This window comes from Sorangiineae bacterium MSr12523, from assembly GCA_037157775.1.
GTDB classification, from domain to species: Bacteria; Myxococcota_A; Polyangia; order Polyangiales; family Polyangiaceae; genus Pendulispora; species Pendulispora brunnea.
Map to the genome: position 1 here is coordinate 10256127 of CP089982.1, position 15038 is coordinate 10271164.

Genomic DNA, 15038 nt, shown 5'->3' on the forward strand with positions numbered 1-15038 from the left:
GGCACGAGACGCGATAGTCTCCGAGCCCGATGATGGGCAACCGCGTGCGCGAATGGAGGAACCGCCTCGCCGAGGCATGGAAGGGACGGGCACGCCCGTGGCAGAAGACGGCACTCGGCATCGCCCCGGTGCTGCTGGCCACGTTGGGCCTCGCGTATTGGGCCATTTCCGGCGTCCTGGCGAAGCTCGGCCATCCGGGCGCCACCCTCGACGACTCGTTCATCCATTTCCAATACGCGCGCGCCTTCGCCGAAGGGCACCCGCTGCGCTTTCAGCCAGGTGAGCCCATTTCGACCGGGGCCACGAGCTTGCTCTGGCCCCTGGTCCTCGCGCCGTTTTACCTCGTGGGCTTTCGCGATCTCGCCATCCTCTGGCCGGCGTGGCTTCTCTCCTTCGCCGCGCTCGTCCTGCTCGCGCAGGAGGTCTACCGTCTCGCACGCCCCCTGGCCGGACAGGCCGCCGCGCTTTCGGCCGGCGCCATGGTTCCGGCGTTCGGTGGGCTCATGTGGTGTGCGGCCAGCGGCATGGAGGCCGTGCCCTTTGCATGGGCCATTGCGCGCACCATCCGGCTTTCCGCGGAGTGGGCCGAAGTGCAGGAACGCGAGCGGCTGCGCGCACGCGCACTCTGGCACCTCGTCGTGTGCTCGTGGATCGCGTTCCTGCTGCGCCCCGAGGGTGCGCTTTTCACCGTGGCGGCGGCGGCGACGTTGTTCATCTTTCCCGCGCGCACGCGGTGGAAGGCGCTGCTTCCCCTGGCCATGCCCGTGTTCATCGCGCTCTTGCTGCGGGTGCTCTCGGGCAGCGCCATCTCGTCGACGGCGCACGTGAAGCTCCTCGTGGGCAATCCGTATTACATGGGCGACGCGCTCTGGGCCGCCGTGCAATACAACGTGAAGCTGCTCTTCGTCACCTTGCTCAATGGGCGCATTTGGTCGGCGGAGTTTCTCCCGGCAGGCGGCACCGCCGTCGGCATCATCGGGCTCGCCGCCGTCATCCCGCTCGGCGTGCGCGAAGAGAAGCGCTGGCGGGCCTTCCTCGTCGTGCTGCTCGCCGCAGGCATCGGCATCGCGTGCTTCTACGTCTCGTTTCTGTGGAACCGGCTTCGGTACCTCTGGCCCTTCGCGCCGGGCTGGTTCGTGGGGCTTGCCTGCTTTGCGCGCCTCGCGGGCGATGGCCTCGGCCTGATCCGCGCGCGCTGGCGCGTCCTCACGCCCATCCTCGGAGGGTGCTTCGTCGGCCTTTTGGCCTCGCGCCTCGACGGCACCATGGACGACGTGGTCAATTCGGCCAGCGGCATCGATCGGCAACAAGTGAAGCTGGGGCGCTGGGCCAAAGCGAACCTGCCGCCCGACGCGCGCATCGGCCTGAACGATACCGGCGCCATCGCCTACTTCAGCGAGCGACGCACCTTCGACGTGGTGGGCCTCACCACCCCGGGCGAAGGCCGCTATTGGGTCGCCGGCCCGGGCTCGCGCTACGAGCACTACGAGCGCCTCGCCAAGACGAATCCCTCGCGCCTGCCCACGCACTTCATCGTGTACCCGGAGTGGATGGCCTGCGACGCCGTCCTCGGGCCCATGCTCACGGAGGCCGTGGTGGTCGATTCCACCGTGCTCGGCGGAACGACGATGCGTGCGCACGTGGCCGATTGGAGCCTCCTCGGCTCGGGCGAAAAACCGTGGAGCCCGGCTTTTGCCGCACGAGAGCCCATCGACGCGCTGGACGTGGCCGATCTCGAGAGCGAAGCCGAGCACCGCTACGATCTCGCCGGCGCGCGCGAAGGTCACGACGTCGCACGCGTCGATGCGGCCCCGCTCGTGCGCGATCCCGAGTCGGAGGAGGCGGACGCAAGGGATTACGGCAACCCCATGGTCGCCGATGGCGGTCGCGCCAACCGCCGCGTGGAGCGCTTCGTGCTGCACCTTCGCGATGGCGTCGCGGCCCACGTCGTCGCTCGCATCGACAACCGAGCGGCCAACGTGCTCCACGCCCGCGCCAACGGGCGCGAGCTCCCCGCCATCGTGCTCCAACCCGATACGACATGGAGCGAAATCGCGTTCGACGTGCCTGCGGACGCCGCGAAGTCCGAAACGGCCCTGGAAATCACGGCGAGCCAGCCGCTCGCCGTCTTTCACTATTGGGCATTCTGAAGCAGGACGATGAGCTCACTCGAAGCGTGGAATGCCCAATTGTACGCGCGCGGAGGCTCATTCAAATCTTGCACCAACGCCCGCGCGAATTGGGCCTCGAAGCGCTTTCGAAAGCGCGCACGCTGCGCCGAATCGCGCGTGAAGAAGATGCCCATGGCGAGGCTATACGCGATTTCCATGGAGTGAATGGCCGCCGGCTCCGAGGCATTGCCCGGCGGCAAAGGAACGGAGGCCGTACCGAAGCAGTCGACGATGTAAAACGGGTCGCCGTCGTCCTGAAAGCCTTTGCGGTCGAGGAAATCGCACCAGCGCACCACCATCTCGGGAATGCGCGCATCCTCGGTGATGCGCCACACGTGGGCGAGCGCGGCGAGCAAGAGTGCGGTCATCCAGGGCGATGCGGCACCGGTAAGCCGCGTCTCGTTCGGATCGTACAGCGCCCAGTTTTGGCGCCAGGAGCCGTCGGGCGGATGGCCGTCGGGCGGCTCGCGTTGATGCGCATGCAGCGCATCGACGTGCTCGCGCATGGCGCGCAGGTACACGAGATCCCCGGTCATTTCCCAGCCGTGCGCAATCCCCAATAGCGCATACGCCTCGTGCCGCGCGCTCCAAAAGAGCCGGTCCTTCTCCGGGTCCACCCCGAGGGGCGGCTCGGCGTAGCGCTCCGGCCGGTACCAGGGATCCCAGCGGGTCAAGCAGTAGCGCGCCATCGCTTCGCCCGCGGCCCGCGCGCGCAGGTCGCCGCTCAGCAGCGCGTGCAGGTGCATCGCTTGCGGGTACACGTATTTGAGATCGCGCCCTTTCAATCGGAAGATGCCCGCGTCGGGCCCCTGAAGCTCGGTCTGGAGCCGCACGAAATGGGCGGCGCGGTAGGCGGCGTCGAGAAACTTCGCGTCGCCCGAGCGCACGTATTGCTTGTACCAGGTGCTCGTTCGATCGAAGAGCCACGTGCTGAAGACGCGACTGTCCAGGTACCGCAAGGATCCGGGAAAGTGCCGCTCGACCGCGCGATCGTAACCTGCGTAGTTCCCCGAGTGCTCCACCGGCACCTGCGGACCGGCCACGCGCGATTCGCAAAGCCACGAGGCCGGAAGCAACGCCAGCACACGCGGTCCCTGCAAGCCGTCGGTGTCGATCAACGTCTCCTCGATGGGCACGAGCGCCCGCGTCGCATTCGGGTACTCGCCGACGGCGAGGGCCACGGACACCGTCGCCGCCGCGCCGAAATCGACCTCGGTCTGGAGCTGCACCGCGCGCGCAGATCCGTCGTTTGCCCAGGACTCGATCGGTCGCGTGGCCGACGGCAACTCGCGCCCGTTCGCGTCGAGCACGCGAATGCGCCGCGGATCCTCGAGCGCTCCCGGCGGCAGCGGCAGACCAAGGTTCACGATCGCGCGAGCGTGGTTGCCGGAGGAACGGCTCACCAATGTCACCGGCAGACGCGCCGGCGGCAGCGAACTGCGGCAGGCTGGGACGAGGCACGCCGCACCTCCGGCCAAGAGCAGCGCGCGACGCGTGAGGTCCGTCAAAGAACTTCGTCCAGGTACGAGGTGGCCGCGAGCTCGGCTGCCTCGCGCTGGGCGATTCCGCGGCCGCGTCGCAGCTCTCGGTACAGCTCGATGGCTGCGCGCAGCGCCTTGCCGCACGAGGCGCGGTCGTGCCCACACAGCGTCTTTTCCAGCGCGGCCACCGCCTCGGACGAGGCTTCCTCGATGCGGCGAACGCCCGTCGGCCGTTTGCCGAGGCGCACCAACAACAGAGGACCGAGCACCTGGGTGCGCAGGTAGCCGATGAAGTCGATCACCTCGAACAATTCACCGCGCCCAATTTTCAAGGCGCCGTAGTGCACCCAGACCCAAAAGCGATCCTCGATCCACTGCAGATCGGGATACGGATAGCGCGCCTCCGTGCCGTTCATCGCGCGGGACATGTCCTCGCCGCGCTGCCAAAGAATAGCGGGATCCTCGACGCGCTCGCCGAGGGCATTCAACGAGACGAACTTCAGATCCACGTGGAGCACGGGCGGCCCGTACAGGCAGATGAGCAGGCGCGGCTCGCCCACGTGCTCGCCGGTGAACGCCGCGAGCAGCGGGCCACACCGCTCGGCCATGGCCGTGCGCTCGGCGCTCACCGCCTCTTCGTGCTCGGGATAGACGGCCACGACGAAGTCGATGTCCGAATAGCGATCCATTCCCGTGAGCCACGAACCGCCGACGCCGATCCCCGCAATTCGTGAATCGTTGGACAGTTCCGCGACGATGCGGTCCGCGGCCTCACGATGAATCGGCATCATGGGAGCAGTCTATTCGCCCGACGCGGCGCCGCAAATTCGCGAAGCCCGGAGGGCTATCGGAGGTTATCGCAATAGCAGCTCAGGTGGCTAAAGGTTCAGCAGCGGGATCTCGCGACCAAGCGCAGCGAGCCGTCGTTGGAGTTCCGGAGCTTGCTCGACCGTGGCTTGTAGCACCACGTGAAAGGGCATTTCGGAATCGGCACACGACTCCGCGGCATCGGACAGCACGTCGATGAAAATATCGAGTTCGTTCGGCTCGACGTCGGCCAACACCTGCACCGCATCCAGCACGACGAGCACCACCCCGTCCGTGCGAAGCCACGCGAGATCGCGCATGCAATCGAGAAACGCGTCCCAATTTTCACCGAAGTAATCGGGAAACTGCAACAGCGCGCCAAATTGCTCGAAAAGGCCTTCACGCCGCCGCATGCGCCTTCCACGGAGCATACCGATGAAGAGGCCATTCGCAGCGTCCTCGCCACGCAATGTCCATACGGCGGTGCTCATCGCATCTGCATCGGCAATGCATTGCGCGATGGCAGGGGGCCCTGGGTTCAGGAGATCAGCGAGGGACATTAGAATCGTGTGAAGCTCGTGTAGTGATCATTGGTGTACCACTTCGTACCGTCGCTTCCGATGACCACGCGCTCGGTCCCCCGATTCACGCCAGGGGTGAACGAATTCGTATCGTATTCCTTGTACGTGATGGGATTGCCCGAGGCATCCGCCGTAGGAAGCGTTCCCGCCTTGTTCTTGAACGTGCCCCCGCCCACGTAATTGTTGCCTGCAGGGTCCGTGTAATAGACGTCGAACTTCTTCTTGCCGACTTTGACGTTGCTGACCACGCCCCCACCCATGTGCGACGCTTGATTGGTCACGCTGCTGGGAACGGTCACCGGCGATCCGCCCACCGATGCCGGATGTCCGGTGGAAGCGGTGGACGGCGTGGTCGTAACGGGCCCGGTGACAGGTCCCGTCACGGGAGGCGGGGCGGCCGTTCCCGCGGTCCCGCCCGTGCCGCCTGTCCCGCCTGTCCCGCCTGTGCCGCACGGCTGATTGTGGACCCATACCGAACTACGGCCCACGAAATACGTGTGATCCGCCTCGACCTCGAGGTTGTAGACCACCGCCTCTTGCGCGATGGGAACGACCTTCGTCACCTGCACTTCGCGACCGGCCCGATCGAGCAGCGTCTCACCGGCCACGAGATCGCCGGCGCCGAGCCATCCGCGATCGCGTGTGTAATACAAGTGTTCCGGCGTCGAGCGGACGCGCTCGCGGGTATCGTCGAGCGTGACGACGTGCACGTCGACCAGCGAGGGCGCCTGCCGCACGAACGTCTGCGCGATGGGGCGCACCTCCGTTGCGTCGCCCCATTCGCTGCGGGCGAGAACGCGATCGCCGACCTTCAGGCTCTCAATCGGGCGGTCGCCATCCGGGGTCGCCACCAAGGTGCCCGCCACGAAGCACGCGCCCGGCGAGCCGCAGGAGCGGCCATCGCACACGACGTCCCGCGAGTTGTCGCCACCCCCCGGTGTTGCGCCACCGCCACCGCCGACGGGCGCCGCCTCCCCGCCCATGAGAACGGCCGTCGCGTTGTTGGCGGTCTTTGCGTTCTTCCCGCCGAGCGCACGGTAGCCTGCGGCCACCACCAGCAAAACCGCGACGAGAAGCAGCGCGTATTCAATGGCAGAGACACCGCGCCGGTCCGGAAGGAGGCGCGTGATTCCCGCGAGAAATGGCCAGCGGCGATGGGCCGACGGCGCGCGCACCAGGCTCTGCATGCGATTCATCTCGAGGACGTTTTCGCACGATCGTCCGCGCCCGCCACCGTTTTCCGCCAGCGAGCGCGTCTTTCCGACGTGTAAGCTTTTACGGCGAGTCGTGCGCGCCGATGGACGGCGGCGACGGGCGACTTGCGCCCCAGTAATCGGCGGTCAGATTCGCATGGGCCGCACCCGCACCGCGCAGCGGCGAGGACGCACTTATCTTCAACCCTTCCGGCGTCCCCGCATTCGGGTTCACGAAGCCCGGCGCAACCGTGAGGGCATTCGAGCCCTGCGCATTGCCGCGCACCCAATCGTTGTGATGGATGGACCACCCCGGCATGTCGAGAAGGTGAAAATTCCCATCGAGGATGTTGTCGACGAACTCGTTTCCTCGAACCCCACCCTCATCGCCTTTGTCGGCGTAGAATTCCGTATCGTAAAACGTATTCCCGACGAAGTGCAGATTGTAATACGTCTTCCGCCCATCGCGGATGAACACCACCGGCCCCACGCTCCGCGTGATGTTGTTCCGCCAGACGATGTCATGCGGCGGGTCTTTGATGTTCGCATATCCATACGGCTCGGAGGCAAAGGCGAGCGCTCGCCCCTCCCCATCATGAACGAAATTGCGCTCGACCACGCCGTTGGCTGCGTTGTCCGTGTAAATACCGACGGCCGTCACCGGTGAAATGTCGTTGTCCGAAATGACGAAGCCATCGCAGTGAAACGCGCTGATGTTCTCGCCCCAGTTGTTCCAAATCTTGTTTCGCCGCGTCGTAAAATTCTTCGTACGGCCCCCGATATCGAACTTCCATCCGGAGCCGATGCCCGTCCCCGCCACGCCCTCGAGCTTGGAATTGTTCACGTTGGATAGCTCGGAATCGTGAATCTCGTTGTCCTCGGCGAGGAAGTCGTCGGCCGAGACACTCACGGGCTGCATATAAACATCGTGTATCTTCGTGCGGCGAATCACACCGCGCGCCGCCTCGTCGTCGAAGCCGATCGCATTCCAAGGGCTGTTGAAGATCTCGATTCCATCCCACACGATGTCGTGCCCGGTCACGCGAATCAAATTGTCGTCGCGCCACGTGCCCTGCGGGTTGGACTTGCCGCCGTCGATGAAGCCGCGATTGTTCGGGTCGGGCCTCAAGGTGACCGGCCTTCCTTGCTCGCCGGATGCCCAAATCACGATGCGCTCGTTGTAATAGCGCCCCGAGAGGTACACCGTCCCGCCGGGTCCCACCGCCTCGATGGCGGCGTTCCACGTTCGCTTCGCCGTCGCCGCGGTGAGGCCGTCGTTGTCGTCGTTGCCCTGCTGCGACAGGTACACGACGGGGCCCTCTTCCGGATTCCGGAGCGAGGCATCGTTGCCCGTGTCGTTGATCGCATTGGAGGTGGAGCCGCATCCCAGCAGCGCAAACGCGAGCAGGTGCGTAGGTCGGATGAATCGAAAAGTCATGGGCCGTATCTTTCACGAAGTCGATGGATGCGTACGTCGATATTCCTTCGGCGTGATGCCTCGCCATTTCACGAAGGCGCGTTCGAAGCCACGTTGATCGGCATACCCGAGAAGCAACGCAGTCTCGTAAATGCTCCATTTCGGATCGCGCAGGTACCATTCCGCGAGCTCCACGCGCACACTCTCGAGCTCCGCTTGAAACGATGTTCCCACGGCCTCGAGGCGCCGTTGCAAGGTGCGCGTGCTGAGTCGCAATCGGCGGGCGACCTCCACCAACGTCGGAACCGTTTGCACCTGCAAGCATTGGCGAATCTGCTCGTGCAATCCCGGAATGCGCTGGTCCAATGCCGAATCCGGCGGGAGCAACGTGCGCGCGTATTCGTCGAGCCAAGGCAGAAGCCCCTGGTCGTGCGAGACCAAGGGCAGCGACAGAATGGAATCGCTCCAGACGATCATGTTTCGGCCGGCGCCGAAAAGAAGCTGGGTCGTGCCGAAAAAGCGTTCGAGCTCGCCCACGTCGTCTGGCGCGGGATGCGCGAACTCGACGCGCTTTGCCTGCGCATCCGATTGGGTCAGCTCTCGCAGAAACGCGTGAAAAAGCCCCAGGGTAAACTCGTTTCCCTGACGCCCCACGCACAACGGCTCGCCCGGAATGCGATGCACCAGCGCGACCTCGCCACCGAATTTGCGCAGCTCGAGGCGAATCGTCTCCGATAGCAACCGCAGGTAGCGCACCGCGCGATTGAAGCCTTCCTCCACGTCGGGCGCGCTGCGGGCCGCGAATTCCACGATGCCGAAGCTCCCGCGCGGAAGGTCACGCGCGACATGAAGGCCAATGAAGGCGTCCCGCGTGCGGGTTGCCGCAAGTTCGCTCGCGGTGCGGTAGGAAGAAAGCGGAACGGTGAGTTCCTTGACCAAGGTGCCGCCTTCCTGGGGCAACTCGAGCTCGTGCCGGATGGCGTCGGCCGTTTCAGCCGCGCCGTTTCGTGCGAGCCAATCGAACAACAGCACGAGAAACTGCGAGCGAATCACCGTGGTGCGTGGAAGTTCCAAGTCCATTGCAAGCCCAAAAGAAAAACGGCGCCGGCCCCACTCGTGGGCCGACGCCGTTCTATACGGATGAAATTGCGAAACTACTTCTTCGGGGCCGTGCCGCCCTTGGCGCCGACGGAGCCCTTGTCGGCCGGCTTGGCGCCCGCAGGAGCCGACGGTGCCGGCGGCTTGAAGAGACCGAGCTGGCCGACCAACTCGATGCTGTTGCCGAAGGACCAGCCCTTCACGACCTTGCCATCCTTGACCTGGAGCACGCTGACCGAGTGCAGGGTCACGTTCTTCTTCGTCGCCGGAAGCGGCCCGAGAGGGCCCTTCTGCGTGCCGTTGAAGGAGGACTCCTCCACGACGAACTCGCCCGCGCCGAACTGCGCGCTGGTCGTGCTCTTGCCGTCGGGGAACGCCTTGGTGAATTCGCCGAAGAACTTCTTCGACGCAGCCTTGCCCTTCGTCGTCTCGGGCATCGCGAAGTCGGTCCACTCGATGTCCTCGGCCAGCGGCGCGAGGAAATCGGCTTCCTTCTTCGACTCGAAGGCGGCGTTGAGCTGCTTGGCCACGCCCACGTTCTTCTCCTCGTCGGGGGTGCCCTTCGAGATGAACGTCTCCGTCGAGGCGGCCGGCGTCGGAACCGGGCGAACCTTGCCCTGCGCCTTGGTGATGCCCAGCTGCGCGAAGACGGTGGCGAAGTCCTCGTAGCGGTTTTCCTGCTTGATGTGGCCGTCGTTGTCGTACGTCACGAGGCTGAGGCCCACGACGCCGGCTTGCTTCTCGCTGCCCTTGACGCCGAGGAACTCACCCGACTGCGTGCCGCTCCAGCCCCACTCGATGGCGGCGACGTCCTGCTTGACCCAGATGCGGCTAATCCAGAACTTCGCATCCTTGAAGGTGTCGAAGAACTGCTGCGTGCTCTTCTCGATGTCGGCCTTGCCCTGCACCTGGCCGTGGTTGATCCACACGCCCGGGATCGTAACGACCGCGTCGTCGGCGTAGAGGGCGGCAAACTTCTTCGCGTCGTGCGCGTTGTAGGCCTCGACGAGCGCCTTGTTGGTCGCCTGCTCGAGATCCCAAAGGCCGGGCTTGATCTCCACCTTCGGAGCTTCGGCCTTCGGTTGCTCGGCGGCCGGCGGCGGCGGAGCAGGCGGCGGCGTTTGCGGGGCGGGAGCCGTTTCCTCGCCCCCACCGCACGCGCTCACGAGAATCCCCAGAATCAGCGCCACATGTCCTTTTTGCATCGTTCTGCCTCCCGAAGGTCTCCCTTCGTTCCCAAGTTTCGTCCGTTTGATTGGTCGTGGCCTCAATCGCTCGTTTTCTGGGCTCCCGTCAAGCCCCAGCGGCCCACGTATTCCGTTCCGCTTTTCCTGCCCGTGCCCGTGCCCGTGCCCCTGCCCGTTTCCGCGCCGCGGGTCGCCATTTCGTCGGGCACGGGCACGGGCACGGGCACGGGACCGAGCGTACGAATGCAATTTTGGCGGAAATGTGAGATGGGCAGAGTGTGCGAAAGCGTGCACTTGGAAAGACGGGCCTCTTCGTCGCGGAGATGGGAATCGGCACGTGGGGCCTTTCAGGGGATGCCTACGGGCCTGTCGAGCCAGCCGACGCAGAACGGGTACTCCACCGCGCCATCGACGTCGGAATGACGCTCATCGACACCGCCGACACCTACGGCGGCGGGAAGATGGAGCACCTGCTCGGAAAGGCGCTGGCGCCCTACAAAAATAAGGACTTGGTGCTCGTCACCAAAGGCGGCACCGACCGCAGCACCACGCCCGCACGCAAACGCTTCGACGGCCCCTACCTCGTCGAGTCCGTCGAACGCTCGCTCAAGCGCCTCGGGCGCGAGCGGCTCGATGTCTACCTGCTGCACAACCCGAGCGTCGATGCCCTGCTCGCCGGGGAAGCGTTCGAGACCTTGCAAAAGCTCAAGCAAGACGGAAAAATCGGCCATTATGGTATTGCGGCCGGCGACTCCGAGGTGGCCATGACCGCGCTCGATCGCGGGGCCGAGGTCATTTCCATGTCGTACAACCTGCTTCACTCGGTGGACCTGCATCGGGTCGCCGGCGAAATCATGGTGAGCGGCGCCGGCGTCCTCGTGCATTCGACCTTGGCGTACGGCCTTCTCTCGGGGCTTTGGGCGCACGGGCACTCGTTTGCCGAGGGCGACCACCGCGAGAAGCGTTGGGAAAAGCACGAGCTCGCAAAGCGCATCGATCAGCTCGACGCACTGCGCTTTCTCGTGAAGGGCAACGTGCACTCGCTACGTGCGGCTGCGATTCGCTTCGCGCTCGCGAACCACCTGGTATCGTGCGCCATCCTCGGACCGCGCACCGTGGATCAACTCGTCGAACTCGTGCGCGAAACGGGAGGAGGGCCCGTCTACCTCCCCGATGCCGACCTTGCCGCCCTCCCGCGGACTCTCGCCAAAGTCGGCATCATGATGTGAGAAGGACTCGGAGAAACGCCTGTCATGAGTGACGACCGAACGCTGGACGAACTGCTCCGCATCGCGGCACGCGCCTCCGCGGCCATCGCCCGCGTGTACGCCACGGACTTCGCCGTCGAATACAAGGCCGCGCACGATCCGGTCACCATCGCGGATCGGGAAGCCAACGGCATCATCTGCGAGGAACTCGCCAAGTCCTTCCCCGGCGTGCCCGTCGTCGCCGAAGAAAGCGACCCCTCGACGTACGCCCGATGGCGTGAGTCCGATGCCGTCTTCTTCGTGGACCCGCTCGATGGCACCCGCGATTTCGTGAAGAAAAACGGGGAGTTCGCCGTGATGATCGGCCTGGCGGAAGGCGGGCGGGCCAAGCTCGGAGCGATCCACGCACCGGCCACCGGACGGCGTTTCGGCGGGGGCGTGAACGTCCCCACCTTCGAGCTCACCGCCAGCGGCACCAAGAAGCCCCTTCGCGTTTCGTCCACCGCCGAGCTCAGTGAAGCGCGCCTCGTGCTCTCGCGTTCGCGCCCGTCGGAAGAACTGGTGCGCATCGCCAACGACCTTGGAGTGAAAAGCGTCGCGCCGCTCGGGAGCGCGGGCATCAAGGCCCTCGCCGTGGCCACCGCGGCCGCCGAGATTTACTCGCACCTCGGGCAGGCGGGATGGCGCTGGGATGCGTGCGGGCCCGAGGCCATCGTCATCGGCGCCGGCGGCCGCACCAGCGATGCCCGCGGCGATGCCATCGACTACCGCGCGGAGTCGTTGGAGAACAAGAGCGGCATCGTCATGTCGAACGGCTTCCTCCACGATGACATGATCAAGGCCATCGACAACGCCATCCGCGCCATCGTCGAGAAGGCGGGTTCGTCGTGAAAGACCGCGCGGAAGTCGTCGTCATCGGCGCAGGCATCATGGGCCTCGCCATCGCGTACCAGCTGGCCAAGCGCGGCGTGAACGACATCGTGGTCCTCGACAAAGGCTACCTCTGCGGCGGCGCGAGCGGTCGCAATGGCGGCGGCGTCCGCGCCCAATGGTCGAGCGAAGCGAACATCCGCCTCATGCTGGAGAGCATCCGCATGTGCCGCGATTTCGCGAGCGAGATGAAGATCAACGTGTGGCTCCGCCAGGGCGGCTACCTCTTTCTCACGCGCACGGAGGAGAAGCGCCGCGCGCTCGAGGCCAGCGTGAAGCTGCAGAGCGAATGCGGCCTGCCCACGCGCATGCTCACGCCCAAAGAGGCGCAGCAGATCGTGCCGGAGCTCGACACCGACGGCGTCGTGGCGGCCAGCTACAACCCGGACGACGGCGTCGTCTTCCCCTGGCCCTTCGTGTGGGGTTTTGCCCAGGGCGCGCGCAAGCTCGGCGTCACCGTAGAGACGTTCCGCGAGGTCACGGGCTTTCGCACCAAGGGCTCGCGCATCGACGGCGTGGTCACCCGCGCCCTGCCGCATTCGGGCAAGGCCTCCTCGGCGCCGGCCAAAGAAGAGACGATCCGGACCCATCGCGTGGTCAACGCCGCGGGCGCCTGGTCGCCGGAAATCGCGCGCCTCTTGGGCATCGAGCTGCCGAACAAACCGCATCGCCACGAGATTTGTTCAACCGAACCGCTGAAGCCCTGGCTCAAGCCCTTGGTGGCGGACCTCACCGATGGCCTTTATTTCAGCCAATCCACGCGCGGCGAAATCGTGGGCGGCGTCGGCCAGGAGCACGTGCCCCAGGGCATCAACCAGGACAGTTCCCACGCTTTTCTCGGGCGTTACGCCCGCTCGCTGGTGCGCGCCTGTCCCGTTCTGGGCCAGGTGAAGGTGCTCCGGCAATGGTCGGGCTGCTACGACATCACCCCGGATGCGAACCCCATCGTGGGGCAGGTCGACGAGGTCGAAAACTTCTACCAGGCCTCCGGCTTCATGGGTCACGGCTTCATGATGGCCCCCATCATGGGGAAGCTCATTGCCGAGGACATGACGGGCGAGCTCCCCGCCCCCAGCGCTGCGATGTTCGAACGCTGGAACCTGCGCCGGTTCCGAGAGGGCAAACTCTTGTCCGAAGCGATGATCATCGGGTAGCGTCAAGCAAAAGGCTGCACTTGGCGGAGGTACAAGTGAGCAACAAATCGCGAACCATTGTCTTGGGGCTGTCGACCCGTATTGCCGCGGGTCTGGTGAGGGGCGTGCTGCCGGTTCTTCCGCTCGTTGCGGTGAGCGCGGCATCCACGATGCTCGTCGCATGCGCGGACGAGAACGACCCGAAGACGTGGGTCAAGAGGCTCGACGACCCCGCCCAGCGCTCGCCCGCCGTGCGGCGCCTGGCGCAGTTTTTCGAAGACACGATGACGAAGACGAACAAGAACCGCGAGGCACCCGAGGTGACCGAGCTTCTGAACGTCATCGTCGAGCCGATGACCAAGGTCTACACGGCCGGGAACCTCGACGACAAAACGCGTCGTGAGCTCATCAAGTCCCTCGCCGACATGCGCGATTCCCGCGCGGCACCGGCCATGGCCAAGGCCTTCAACGACTACGAGCCGGGCAAAAACGAGGAGGACGTGAAGTTCGCCTCGCAGTGGACCAGCGGCGTGGCCTCGCAGGGCAAGCTGACGGACCAAGCGCTCATCGACTCGCTGTGGACCTGCTTCGCGAAGTTCCAGCCGTCGCAGTCCAAGTCGAAGTCGTACAACTTGGTGGCCGATCTTCACGACGCCGTGCTCGACGTGAAGCACCCGAGCTACGGGCCCAAGGCCACCGAGAAATTGGCCGCCGCGGTGGATGCGAACAGCCCCGAGTCCGCGATGGACCAGATTCAATTCTGGCAAAAAACCGCGGTGCAGGTCATCAAGGAGCTGAAGTACGCCCAGGCGGTCAAGCCGCTGGTGAAGGTGCTCCTCACGCCGACCAAGGCCGAACTGCGCCCCACGGTGAACGCCGCGCTGATGGTCATCCCCGTGGAAGCCGAAAAGACGCTGCTCGGCGCCTTGCAGGGGACGGATCCCGAGCTGGCGAAGCTCGCCAACGACGTGCCGGACAAACTGGGGCCGGCCATCCTGGCCGACGCCATCTCGTGGATCTCGCGCCCGGGCTCGAGGGCGCCGCTGTTGGCGGCCCTGGAGAAGGCCGACAACGACACGAACCGCACCGTCATCGCGCAATCGCTGACCCGGTTCCCGCCGGACAACGGCATCCGCGATGCCTTCATGGGCGCGTACCGGAAGCTGTCCTCCACCTCCAAGCTGAAGACGCCGGACGAGCCGTTCGCGCGGCCCGTGCTGGTGCAGGTCAGCTCGGCCTTCTACGATCCGACCCTCACCGACTGGGTGCTGCGCGAGGTGAGCGGCTCCAAAGGCGACGAAGGCGCCTCGATGCAGGCCAAGGGCCTGGAGGCGGCGCTCAAGCTGATGGACAAGGGGCGCGGTCGCGCCGTGGGCGAGATGGTCACGAAGTATTGGACCAAGGAAGAGAAAGAGCTCTTCAACGGCGCCTTGAACATCACCGAAAAGTGCGGAAACGACGCCAAATGCTACGCGGCGGTGTTCGACGAGCCGGTGGCGTCCACGCCCACGGGCCGCATGAAGGCCATCAAGGCGGCGCGCATGGCCGCGACCTACGGGCGCGAGGACACGAAGAAGGCGCTCCTGCAAAAGATCGACAAGATCAAAGACGGACAGTCGCGCCTCGCGCTCGCCGAGGCCATCGACTACCTTTCTCCCAAGGGAGACACGGCCGCGGCCGAGGCCCTCGACAAGGTCGTGGCGGGTGACATTGCAAGCGGAAACAAAGACCTGATTGCAGGCGACGACGCGGTTGTTAAAGTGGCCAACCGACTGCGTGCGCGCGCTTTGCCTTGAGGTCGAGGTGACGGCGCACCGCATTTTGCGGTAAAG

Annotated in this window: 13 protein-coding genes; 5 read left to right on the forward strand and 8 right to left on the reverse strand. The window is 65.3% G+C overall.

All coding sequences use genetic code 11. The features are described from left to right. Nucleotides 1–29: 29 nt before the first annotated feature. Nucleotides 30–2150: a hypothetical protein gene (locus tag LZC95_40140; protein ID WXA92645.1), complete on the forward strand. Its 2121-nt coding sequence runs from the start codon at nt 30–32 to the stop codon at nt 2148–2150. Here the strand turns inward: LZC95_40140 and LZC95_40145 are convergent. From LZC95_40145 to LZC95_40180, 8 genes are all read right to left on the reverse strand, one after another. Continuing rightward, the gene (locus tag LZC95_40145; GenBank protein ID WXA92646.1) at nt 2135–3679 is read right to left on the reverse strand and encodes a hypothetical protein; all 1545 of its coding nucleotides are present in this window, start codon (nt 3677–3679) and stop codon (nt 2135–2137) included. The two genes, LZC95_40140 and LZC95_40145, sit on opposite strands and share 16 nt — an antisense overlap. Further along, the gene (locus LZC95_40150; GenBank protein ID WXA92647.1) at nt 3676–4443 is read right to left on the reverse strand and encodes a nucleotidyltransferase domain-containing protein; all 768 of its coding nucleotides are present in this window, start codon (nt 4441–4443) and stop codon (nt 3676–3678) included. The genes LZC95_40145 and LZC95_40150 overlap by 4 nt, the downstream gene beginning before the upstream one ends. A gap of 87 nt (nt 4444–4530) precedes the next feature. Beyond that, nucleotides 4531–4950 carry a barstar family protein gene (locus LZC95_40155; GenBank protein WXA92648.1) on the reverse strand — a complete coding sequence of 140 codons (420 nt, stop codon included), beginning with the start codon at nt 4948–4950 and terminating at the stop codon, nt 4531–4533. 68 nt (nt 4951–5018) lie between these two features. Then, nucleotides 5019–6236 (reverse strand): Hint domain-containing protein, encoded by a 1218-nt coding sequence (locus LZC95_40160; protein ID WXA92649.1) that lies wholly within the window; start codon nt 6234–6236, stop codon nt 5019–5021. Nucleotides 6237–6315: 79 nt separating this feature from the next. Next, nucleotides 6316–7671 (reverse strand): right-handed parallel beta-helix repeat-containing protein, encoded by a 1356-nt coding sequence (locus tag LZC95_40165; GenBank protein ID WXA92650.1) that lies wholly within the window; start codon nt 7669–7671, stop codon nt 6316–6318. Between the two features lie 12 nt (nt 7672–7683). Further along, a complete protein-coding gene (locus LZC95_40170; GenBank protein WXA92651.1) occupies nt 7684–8724 on the reverse strand; it encodes an AraC family transcriptional regulator in 1041 nt (346 codons plus the stop codon). Nucleotides 8725–8804: 80 nt separating this feature from the next. Beyond that, nucleotides 8805–9953: an ester cyclase gene (locus tag LZC95_40175; protein ID WXA92652.1), complete on the reverse strand. Its 1149-nt coding sequence runs from the start codon at nt 9951–9953 to the stop codon at nt 8805–8807. A 62-nt stretch (nt 9954–10015) separates the two neighbouring features. Continuing rightward, on the reverse strand, nt 10016–10162 hold the full coding sequence (locus tag LZC95_40180; protein WXA92653.1) for a hypothetical protein: 147 nt from the start codon (nt 10160–10162) through the stop codon (nt 10016–10018). Nucleotides 10163–10213: 51 nt separating this feature from the next. Between LZC95_40180 and LZC95_40185 the strand changes: the two genes are divergently transcribed. From LZC95_40185 to LZC95_40200, 4 genes are read left to right on the forward strand one after another with little or no spacing between them, the layout of a single operon-like run. Beyond that, nucleotides 10214–11164: an aldo/keto reductase gene (locus LZC95_40185; GenBank protein WXA92654.1), complete on the forward strand. Its 951-nt coding sequence runs from the start codon at nt 10214–10216 to the stop codon at nt 11162–11164. A gap of 24 nt (nt 11165–11188) precedes the next feature. Next, nucleotides 11189–12034 carry a 3'(2'),5'-bisphosphate nucleotidase CysQ gene (locus LZC95_40190; GenBank protein ID WXA92655.1) on the forward strand — a complete coding sequence of 282 codons (846 nt, stop codon included), beginning with the start codon at nt 11189–11191 and terminating at the stop codon, nt 12032–12034. After that, entirely contained in the window at nt 12031–13227 is a 1197-nt protein-coding gene (locus LZC95_40195; protein ID WXA92656.1) for an FAD-binding oxidoreductase, read from the forward strand. Before LZC95_40190 ends, LZC95_40195 begins: the two co-directional genes overlap by 4 nt. A gap of 35 nt (nt 13228–13262) precedes the next feature. Then, nucleotides 13263–15002, forward strand: coding sequence for a hypothetical protein (locus LZC95_40200; protein ID WXA92657.1), 1740 nt, complete (start codon nt 13263–13265; stop codon nt 15000–15002). Nucleotides 15003–15038 lie beyond the last annotated feature (36 nt).

Excerpts from the sequence above, each read along its gene's own strand:
- LZC95_40140 (WXA92645.1), top strand. The coding sequence starts at position 30 with ATGATGGGCAACCGCGTGCGCGAATGGAGGAACCGCCTCGCCGAGGCA.
- LZC95_40150 (WXA92647.1), bottom strand. The coding sequence starts at position 4,443 with ATGATGCCGATTCATCGTGAGGCCGCGGACCGCATCGTCGCGGAACTG.
- LZC95_40155 (WXA92648.1), bottom strand. The coding sequence starts at position 4,950 with ATGAGCACCGCCGTATGGACATTGCGTGGCGAGGACGCTGCGAATGGC.
- LZC95_40160 (WXA92649.1), bottom strand. The coding sequence starts at position 6,236 with ATGAATCGCATGCAGAGCCTGGTGCGCGCGCCGTCGGCCCATCGCCGC.
- LZC95_40165 (WXA92650.1), bottom strand. The coding sequence starts at position 7,671 with ATGACTTTTCGATTCATCCGACCTACGCACCTGCTCGCGTTTGCGCTG.
- LZC95_40175 (WXA92652.1), bottom strand. The coding sequence starts at position 9,953 with ATGCAAAAAGGACATGTGGCGCTGATTCTGGGGATTCTCGTGAGCGCG.
- LZC95_40190 (WXA92655.1), top strand. The coding sequence starts at position 11,189 with ATGAGTGACGACCGAACGCTGGACGAACTGCTCCGCATCGCGGCACGC.